Annotated in this window: 5 protein-coding genes and 1 pseudogene; 2 read left to right on the forward strand and 4 right to left on the reverse strand. The window is 69.4% G+C overall.

Translation table 11 applies throughout. From position 1 onward, the window contains the following. Both ACTWQJ_RS40405 and ACTWQJ_RS40410 read right to left on the reverse strand, forming a co-directional pair. Positions 1-804 (reverse strand): MMPL family transporter (locus ACTWQJ_RS40405; protein ID WP_443311414.1); only part of this gene is annotated, 804 nt, incomplete at its 3' end. A 69-nt stretch (positions 805-873) separates the two neighbouring features. Beyond that, entirely contained in the window at positions 874-5628 is a 4755-nt protein-coding gene (locus ACTWQJ_RS40410) for an aminotransferase class I/II-fold pyridoxal phosphate-dependent enzyme (RefSeq protein ID WP_443311415.1), read from the reverse strand. A gap of 414 nt (positions 5629-6042) precedes the next feature. Between ACTWQJ_RS40410 and ACTWQJ_RS40415 the strand changes: the two genes are divergently transcribed. Together ACTWQJ_RS40415 and ACTWQJ_RS40420 are read left to right on the forward strand one after the other, a co-directional pair. Then, a complete protein-coding gene (locus tag ACTWQJ_RS40415; RefSeq protein ID WP_443311416.1) occupies positions 6043-6672 on the forward strand; it encodes a hypothetical protein in 630 nt (209 codons plus the stop codon). Between the two features lie 189 nt (positions 6673-6861). After that, the gene (locus ACTWQJ_RS40420) at positions 6862-7737 is read left to right on the forward strand and encodes a hypothetical protein (RefSeq protein ID WP_443311417.1); all 876 of its coding nucleotides are present in this window, start codon (positions 6862-6864) and stop codon (positions 7735-7737) included. Between the two features lie 68 nt (positions 7738-7805). On the opposite strand, the gene ACTWQJ_RS40425 is transcribed toward ACTWQJ_RS40420, so the two are convergent. Together ACTWQJ_RS40425 and ACTWQJ_RS40430 are read right to left on the reverse strand one after the other, a co-directional pair. Further along, entirely contained in the window at positions 7806-7940 is a 135-nt protein-coding gene (locus tag ACTWQJ_RS40425; RefSeq protein WP_443311418.1) for a hypothetical protein, read from the reverse strand. A gap of 292 nt (positions 7941-8232) precedes the next feature. After that, positions 8233-8513 (reverse strand): annotated as a pseudogene (locus tag ACTWQJ_RS40430) (hypothetical protein); the annotation flags it as partial.

Below are 8513 nucleotides of genomic sequence, written 5' to 3' on the forward strand. Positions count from 1 at the left end.
GAGCGCGATGATCAGGTTGGTGGAGAACACCGAGACCGAGGTCAGCTGGGCCAGGCACCACAGCACGGCCATCGCCCCGACGATGGCCGACATCCCGACCGCCAGGGGCAGCAGCGCCGCGACGACGCCCCGGAAGACCAGGATCAGCAGCAGCAACGTGAGCGGGATCGCCACCGACTCGGCGAGCTTGAGGTCCTGCGCGGTCCGGTCGTTGAGGTCGTTGTTGATCTGGGTGATGCCGCCGAAGCGCACCTGGACGCCGTCTCGCTCTCCGGCGAGCTTGGTGTGCAGGTCCTTGGCCTTGCGGGTGGCGGCATCCTGGTCGCCGGTGACGCTGATCGCGGTCAGACCCGCACCGTCGGCCGAGCGCAACGCCGGGTCGGGGGTGCGGTAATAGGAGGCCACGATGTGCACGCCGCTCTCGCGGGACAGCTCCTCGAGCACCGACTGTCCGGCACGGGTGGCCGCTGTACTGCTCGCGTCCCCACCCTTGTCCCGCACCAGCACGAACAGGTTGGGCTGGGCAGTGGGGAACTTCTCCCGCAGCAACCTCGTGGCTGCCGCGGAATCCGATGAGGGATCGTCGAATCCTCCGGATTTCAGTACGTTGAGCGTGCCGCTCGCGACGATCCCGGCCAGGACCACGAGCAACAGCCAGACTGTGAGGACAGTACGGGGGCGGCGCAGCGGCAGCGGAAGTCGGACCGGCCCGTCCTGGTGTGGTGGGCCGGCGGACGCCTCGCCGAACGTGTCGCTTGCTGTCCCCGTCGTGGACTCGGGGGATGTTACTGGGGGAGGCTTCACCGGGGCCTGCTCCTCGATTCGGATGAACTACTCGGTCGGGCGCGTCCTCGTGCCCGGGACACCAGGAATTCAGCTGTTGAGCGACTGCCAGTGGGCGGCGAGCGTGGACACGCTGGACTCGATCTGCTGCGGGGTGTGCTCACAGGTGACGAAGAACCGAAGCCGCGTCAACTTCTCGGCCACTGCCGGGTGCAGGATCGGGTTGGCGCTGATCCCTTCGTCGAACAGTGCCGCCGACAGACGGAGGGCCTTGGACGAGTCCTTGACGATCGCGGGTACGACTGGCGAACCGAGGCTGCCGCCTGTGTCGATCCCGGCCTGCCGGGCCAGCTGGAGGAAGAGTTCGGCGTTCTCGCGCAACCGCTGCAGCCGCTCCGGCTCCTCGCGCATGACCCGGATTGCGGCGAGCGAGGCCGCGGCGTTGGCAGGGGTCATGCCCACGCTGTAGACGAACCCGGGCACGGAGGCCTTGAGGTAGTCGACGACCCGTGCCGTGCTGGCCACGTAACCGCCGCACCCCGCAAGGGACTTTGACAACGTGCCCGACCACAGGTCCACTGCCGACCGGTCCACGTCGAAGTGGTCGCCGACTCCGCCGCCGTGGCGGCCGACGACGCCGATGCTGTGCGCCTCGTCGATCATCACCATGGCGCCGTGCCGCTGCTTGACCTCGATCAGGGCCGGCAGGTCGACGATGTCGCCATCCATGCTGTAGACGCCCTCGACCACGATCAGAACGCGGCGGTAATGGTGCCTGATCCGCCCGAGCATCGTGTCGAGCGCGGCCATGTCGTTGTGCGGGAAGGGACGGCGCCTCGCCCCGGAGAGCTTGCAGCCCTGCAGGATGCTGTCGTGCGCGAGGGCGTCGTGCAGGATCAGGTCTTCCGGACCCATCAGGTGGCCGATCACGGTCACGTTGGTGGCGTGCCCACTGACCAGAGCGATGGCCGCCTCGCAGCCGTTCAGGGCGGCGAGTTCCGACTCCAGCTCACGGTGCAGCGGCCGGTCGCCGGACAGGAAGCGGCTCGCCGAAACCGACGTACCGTACCGGTCGACGGCCTCCTTGACTGCGGCGGCGACCTTGGGGTGGCCGGACAGGCCGAGGTAGTTGTATCCGGAGAAGGAGATCAGCTCCCGGCCGCCGACCCGGGTGGTGTCCCGCATCGTGCCCTCGTGCAGCAGGAAGTACGGGCTGCGTCCGAGGGACGCGCCGCGTCGCTCCATCTCCAGCACCTCGGGGAAGTCCTCGACACGGGTTTCCGGTCGCACCGGTGCGGCTGGGACCGGCTCGGCCGTGACCACCCTGGCCTCGACCGCGTGGCCGTTCGGCAACGTACTCGTAGCGCCTTTGGCAGCGGCGCGGGCATGGCCGTTCGACGACGAACCCATAGCGCCCTCGACTCGGGCCGGGAGCGCCGCAACGGACGTGACCGCAGCCATGGCTGGGACCGTACGACCCACCTCGAGCAGCTCGGCCATCGCGTCGACGGCCTGGGCGATGGTGGGCTGCCGGGGAAGGAATCCCCCGGTGATGCGCTCGGCGACCTCCGGGAAGGCCCGCCGAAGCCGCACCAGCAGCTCGGTGGTCATCAGCGAGTCGAAGCCCAGCTCCTGCACGATGAGCAGCTCGTCGGTCAACTGCTCCACCGGGAAGGCGCTGACGGCCGACAGCTCGGCGTACACGCGAGCGCGCACTTGGTCGTAGTCTGCCCCCGCGGCCGGCCCACAGGCGTCACCGTCTTCGTCCGCAGGCAGGCTGAGCAGATCCATGCCGACGGCCCGCTGCGGGATGAGCGGCGAGGCCGCTGGGTGGTCCGCGGCGGGGGCGGACGTGCCGAAGGTCTGCAGCAGGCTCAGCTGCTCCCGCAACAGCGTCACGACGTCATGCATCAAGAAATCCTTTTGATCGGAGGAACGAGGGGCAGAGGGAGCAGCGGAGGGTGCCTGGACCGCCCCTGAGGTGTGCCGCTCGGGCGGCGGGGCCGGAGCAGTCGGCCGGCCGTTCGGAGACCGGCGGGGTTCCATGGCGGTCTGCTGGAGATTCCCCTCCACGGTGCCCAGACCAGGGACGGTGGGCGGGGCCGGGATCCGGGTGGCGACGCGGGGGTACCAGTACGACTTCGTCGCCAGCGGCGAGGGCGGCAGCGTCACCAGCGGCGTCCCCTCGGGCACCAGCGCGGCGGCGTCGATGTCCACGCCGAGCACGGCGAGCTCGCCGAGCGCGGCGAGAAAGGTACGGGCCTGGTCGGGACCACCCTTGGTCATCGACACGCACCGGACCGCGCCCGGCCCCGGAACGCTGTGCCGTACGGCACCGAGCAGGCCGCTGCCCCCGCAGACCTGCACGAACACCCTCGCGCCGGCCTCGTACGCGGCGCGAGCGGCGTCCCCGAACCGGACGGGGGCGCTGGCGTGGCGGCCCCACAGCTCCCGCAGCACGGCGGGGTCGTCCTCGGCCGCGCCACTCACCGACGAGACGAATCCGTTCCCGGGGCGGGTGATCGTACGGGTCGCGAGGTCCGCCACAAGATCGTGGAGGGCGGGATCGAGCAGTGGGGAGTGGAAACCGTTGGAGACCCGCAGCGGTGTGGCCGTCAAGCCTGCCTGGGCACAGCGCCACGCCAGCTCCTTCAGCGCCCCGGCCGTGCCGCTGTACACCACCTGGCGGGGGTGGTTGAAGCAGGCAGCCCATACCTCCTCCAGCCCCTGCGTCACAGGAGCGAGCTCTTCCTGCGAGGCTCGCACGGCGAGCATCCCGCCACGCCGTACCGACTCGACGCGGCGCATGCGGGCGCTGCGTGCCAAGAGCAGCCGAAGACACTCGGAATCGTCCAGGGCACCGGCGACGACCGCGGCAGGGAACTCTCCCACGCTGTGGCCGAAGCTGACGGCGGGGACGGCACCGAGCGACTGCGCGAAGCGTGCGAGCGCCACGCCGAACGCGCCGAGCACCGGCTGGCAGACGTCTGTGCCGGTGAGCCGCTCCAGTCCTTCCGGGGTATGGCTGGCGGGCCCGTACACCGACTCGAGCAGCGACGCCCCGTTCTCCGAGACGGCAAGCGTGTCCCAGGCGTCGACAGTGGAGCGCAGGGCGGGGAAGCGCTCGTACAGGTCCCGCGCCATCCCGGGGTGCTGGCTGCCCTGCCCAGGGAAGACGAAGGCGATCTTACGGTCCGACACCGGCAGCGGCGCGACCGCCGAGTACACCCCTTCGCCCAGCGTGCCCACCCTGTCCTGGGCGAGTGCGGACCGGGCCTGCTGCACCCGCGTACGCAACTCCGCGTGGCTGCCGGCGACAACAGCGAGCCGGGCGGTGAGCAGCCGCCTGCTCGCCAGGGTCCGCGCGATGGCGATCAGCGGCATGCTGGGGGCGTCCTGCAGCGTCTCCAGGAAGCGGACGAGGTGGGACTCCAGCCGGTCCACGTCGCCGGCGGAGAAGAGGAACAGCTGTGGTCCGCAGTCCTGCGCCTCCCGCACTTCCGCCGGTCCGGCGGCCCGGCGGCCGACAGCCGGCGACGTGGCGCCGCGCGGCAGCGCGCTGGGGTCCGGCGCCTCCTCCAGTACGGCGTGCACATTGGTGCCGCCGAAGCCGAAGTTGCTCACCCCGGCGCGACGCGGCTGGTCCCCGGAGTGCTCCCAGGGCTCAACGGCCCGCGGAATCCGCAGTTTCGACGCGGCCAGGTCCTCCGGACGAGCGGGATCGGTGTCCGGCATGGGCACGATGGTGCGGTGGTGCAGCTCCAACGCGGTCTTGATCAGGGATGCGGCACCGGAGGCCCCCAGGGAGTGGCCGATCAGCGACTTCACCGAGGACAGGCAGGCGACAGCGTCCCGGTCCCCGCCGTCGGCCTCCTCGCGGAGCTTGGTGATCGCGTCCAGCTCCGCGGCGTCACCGACCACCGTGGCGGTGCCGTGTGCCTCGAAGACCCCGATCGAGCGGGGGGAGCATCCGGCATCCGCGTAGGCCCGGCGCAGCGCCGTGAGCTGACCCGCGCTGCTCGGCGTCATCGGGCCCTCCGATGCCCCGTCGTTGCTGATGCTGATGCCTTGGATCACGGCGTAGACCCGGTCGCCGGCGGCGAGCGCGTCCCGCAGCGGGCGCAGCACGACCACCCCGACGCCGTCGCCCAGTACGAACCCATCGGCGTTCCGGTCGAAAGGCCTGCACACGCCGGCTGCCGAGATCGCACCCACCTTCGAGAAGGCCAGCAGCGTGCGCGGCTCCAAAGCGAGATAGGCCCCGCCGACCAGCGCCACGCTGCACTCGCCGGTGGCGAGATGGCTCAGGGCCTGGTGCAAGGCGACCAACGTCGCTGAGCACGCGGCGTCGACGGTGAAACTGGGGCCGTGCAGGTCGAAGAACCGGCTCACATTTGCCGCCGCCATGTTCAGCAGCGCCCCCGGAAGCGAGAGCGGCTGCATGGTGAGGACGTCGGGCACAAGCTCCATGTACTCGCTGACGCCCAGGCCGAAGAACACCCCGGCCGACTGGCGGTCGAACTCCTGTCGCTCCCAGCCCGCATCCTGCAACGCCTCGCGGGATGCGTCCAGCAGAAGGCGGTGCTGCGGGTCCATTCCTTGCACGCGGCGTGGTGACATCTGGTAATGGCGGGCGTCGAACTGGTCGACGGCGGAGAGCGGAGCGATGGTGTCGGTGTATGTTCCGGCGCGGGCGCGCCTGTCCTGCGGCGTATGGAAGGGTGCATGATCCCAGCGCTCGGGAGGAACTGCCCGGAACTGGCGCTCACCATTCCGGAGCATCCGCCAATACTCGGGGAGATTCCGGGCTCCCGGAAATCTGCAACCCATGCCAACGATTGCCACGTTACGCAAACGTAACTCCTACCGTAGACGAGGCGGACTAGTCGGCGATATTCGATACCGATAGCACCGATGAGGGCATGTGAAGGCCCCCAGGCTTGCCGGCTCGTTCTTTCCATCTGATATTCAGTCATAACAGCACCAGGCGCGGTGCGCGCTGCCGGACGATCCATTTGAGGTATGGCACCCCTCGCCTCGCGTGTCGCGTGAAAGGGTCTTTTGCCCGCGCTGTTCACCGCGCGAGGCCCCGAGGGGTGCGGCGAGCGGCCTCCGTGGGCCGTACGAGGGAAATCCGGGTGACGCCATGTCCGGGCGGACTGGGACGTCGTTGAAAAGAAAGGGGCAATTGCGTTCCGAAGAGTTCGAGTCCGTCCTAGAGGAAGGGTGCAGGTGCAGAAAATCAGGAGGGCTACACTGATGGCTCTGGCGGTGGGCTGCCTGACGTCCGGGGGTCCTGGAATCGCCTCCGCCGACGGCCACGGCGCCACCGCGTCAGGCGGCCATGGCGCCATCGGAAATCTGTTCCAGCAGAACATCGCCCAAGAGCACCGACAGAACAACAACTGCGCCAACCCGAACACCGTGATTGTTCAGCCGGGAGGCCCTACGGCGACCCGCTGCGCGACCGGCGATGCCTCCTTCAACAAGCGGACCGTGACCAAGGGCGGTGACGCCAAGGCGACCGGCGGCTCCGGCCTGGTCAGTCACCTGGTCCAGCAGAACACCGCTCAGAAGGGCCGGCAGAACAACAACTGCGGCAACCCCAACGACACCCTTGTCTCGACGGGCGGCAGCCTGACGGACAGCTTCTGCAGCAACCAGAACCACTCCCGCAACGAGCACTCCGCGACCAAGGGCGGTGGCGCCAAGGCGACCGGCGGCTCCGGCCTGGTCAGTCACCTGGTCCAGCAGAACACCGCCCAGGAAGGCCGGCAGAACAACAACTGCGGCAGCCGTAACGGCTTGACCGTCATCACCTCCGGCGGCGCCCAGACCCAGTGTGTCGCCGTCGACAAGTCCAGGAACATCGGCACCGTCCACCGGTAGTCACGGCACAAAACGCGATGGCCCCACGCCTGATCGGCCCCACTCGGCACCTCGGGCGGGGCCGTCTCCAATTCCGGCAAACCGTCACTTTTCGATCGGCTGGGCGTTCTCGACCGTGACAACGGTCGCCACCGCGCGGCAGATCGCGAGAGCGCGGCACAGCGGACTCGACTTCAACAGCAGGGGATCATGATGATGGGACGCCGGCGACGGAACGCGGCGGACAGTACAGCGGCGCAGAAGGTCCGCAAGGTGGTGGCAGTCGTGCTCACCGCCGGTGCGCTGGTGTCCGCGGTCGGCGGCAGCGCCTTCGCCGACGTGCTCAGCGCTCCGCTCAACGGGCAGGAGAACACCGACCAGGACGGGGATCAGAACCTGAACTGCGGCAACTCCACCCGCTTCGTACGCGTCAACCTTGTCGAGACGGTCAACCGGAAGCGGGTCTGCGTCGACACCGACGGTCGTACCCGCCGGTACAGCGGCCCCCCGGGGGGCGCCCGGGCGGAGGGCGGATTCACCCTGGGCCCCCAGGTCAACACCGCTCAGACCGGCCGGCAGAACCTCAACTGCGGCAACTCCGCCGACATGGTCACCGTCAACGTCCTGGGCACCATGAACCAGGAGACCACCTGCGTGGCCATGGACCGCCACCACGCCTCCGGCAGGGATCACGGCCACGGCCGCGGTGAACACGCCGGCGGCGCCCGGGCGAAGGGCGGATTCACCCTGGGCCCCCAGGTCAACACCGCACAGACCGGCCGGCAGAACCTCAACTGCGGCAACTCCGCCGACAAGGTCACGATCAACGTCCTGGGCACCGTCCGAAAGCACACCACTTGCATCGCCGCCGACCACTCCCGCCGCCCCGGTCCCGCCGCGACCCGCCGAGGCCAGGCCTCCACCGACACCGACCTGGTGGTCGGATCCGAGACCAACACCGCACAGAACGGCCGGCAGAACCAGACCTGCGGCAGCCTCGGCACGGCCATCGACCTTCCCCTCGGCCGGACCGAGCGCAGGACCGAGTGCACCGTGGAGGACAACTCCGGCCCCCGGGCACGGTGACCGCGGCGGTGTAGAGGACAGCGCGTATCCGCTGGCGGCCGATGCCGAGTTTGGGCAGCAGATGTTGATCAAGCGTCGGTCACCAGCCGCACCGCATCGTCGTCCATCACCTCGCACACATCGACAGCATCGGGATTGAACACGAACGTGGCGACGATTCCCGGACCGCCCTTGGCAGGGCACGCACCCGTCTTGCACTCCACGTACGGAGAGCCGTTGACGGGATCCTTCGGCTCGATCGTCGGGGCCTTGGGCGCGGTGGAGTCGATGACGAAGTAGCACCACGGCGAGAACGACGAGTACAGGTCGCCGCTGGCGCCGTTGTACGACCAGTGGGACTGTGTGCGGGCCCGGTAGCGGTACGTGGTGCCGTCCGGAGATCAGGCGCGAGGGTTCCGCAGACTGGGAGCACCCGCTGCTCACCCTCCGATGCGACTGCGCCTGCCATCGCCTCGAAGCCTCGACTTCACCGGCCTGCCGCAGCCGCCGGGCAAGCTAAGTGCACCACCACAAGAACCGCTCGCACGTCTCCGACGGTTCCGGGTCCGGGTCCGGTACCGAGGTCGTCGGATCCGAGGTCGGTGTCGGGGTCGGGGCCGGGGCGGGGGGCGGCGCGGGGTTGGGATTCGACGGATCGGGGTCCGGGTCCGTCGGGGACGACTGGTCGTCCTCCGTCGGGGTCGCCGACTTCTTGTCGTCCTTCGCGTCCTTGTCCTTGTCGGACTTCGACGGGGAAGGGGACTTCGAGGCGTCCGCGGAGGCCGTGCCCGTGCCCG

Origin of the sequence: Streptomyces sp. KR55, assembly GCF_052245645.1 — a bacterium.
In the GTDB taxonomy this organism is placed as follows: Bacteria; Actinomycetota; Actinomycetes; order Streptomycetales; family Streptomycetaceae; genus Streptomyces; species Streptomyces flavusporus.

What these genes read in the sequence shown, in the direction of transcription:
- ACTWQJ_RS40420 (WP_443311417.1), top strand. Translation starts at nt 6,862, where the DNA reads ATGATGATGGGACGCCGGCGACGGAACGCGGCGGACAGTACAGCGGCG.
- ACTWQJ_RS40415 (WP_443311416.1), top strand. Translation starts at nt 6,043, where the DNA reads ATGGCTCTGGCGGTGGGCTGCCTGACGTCCGGGGGTCCTGGAATCGCC.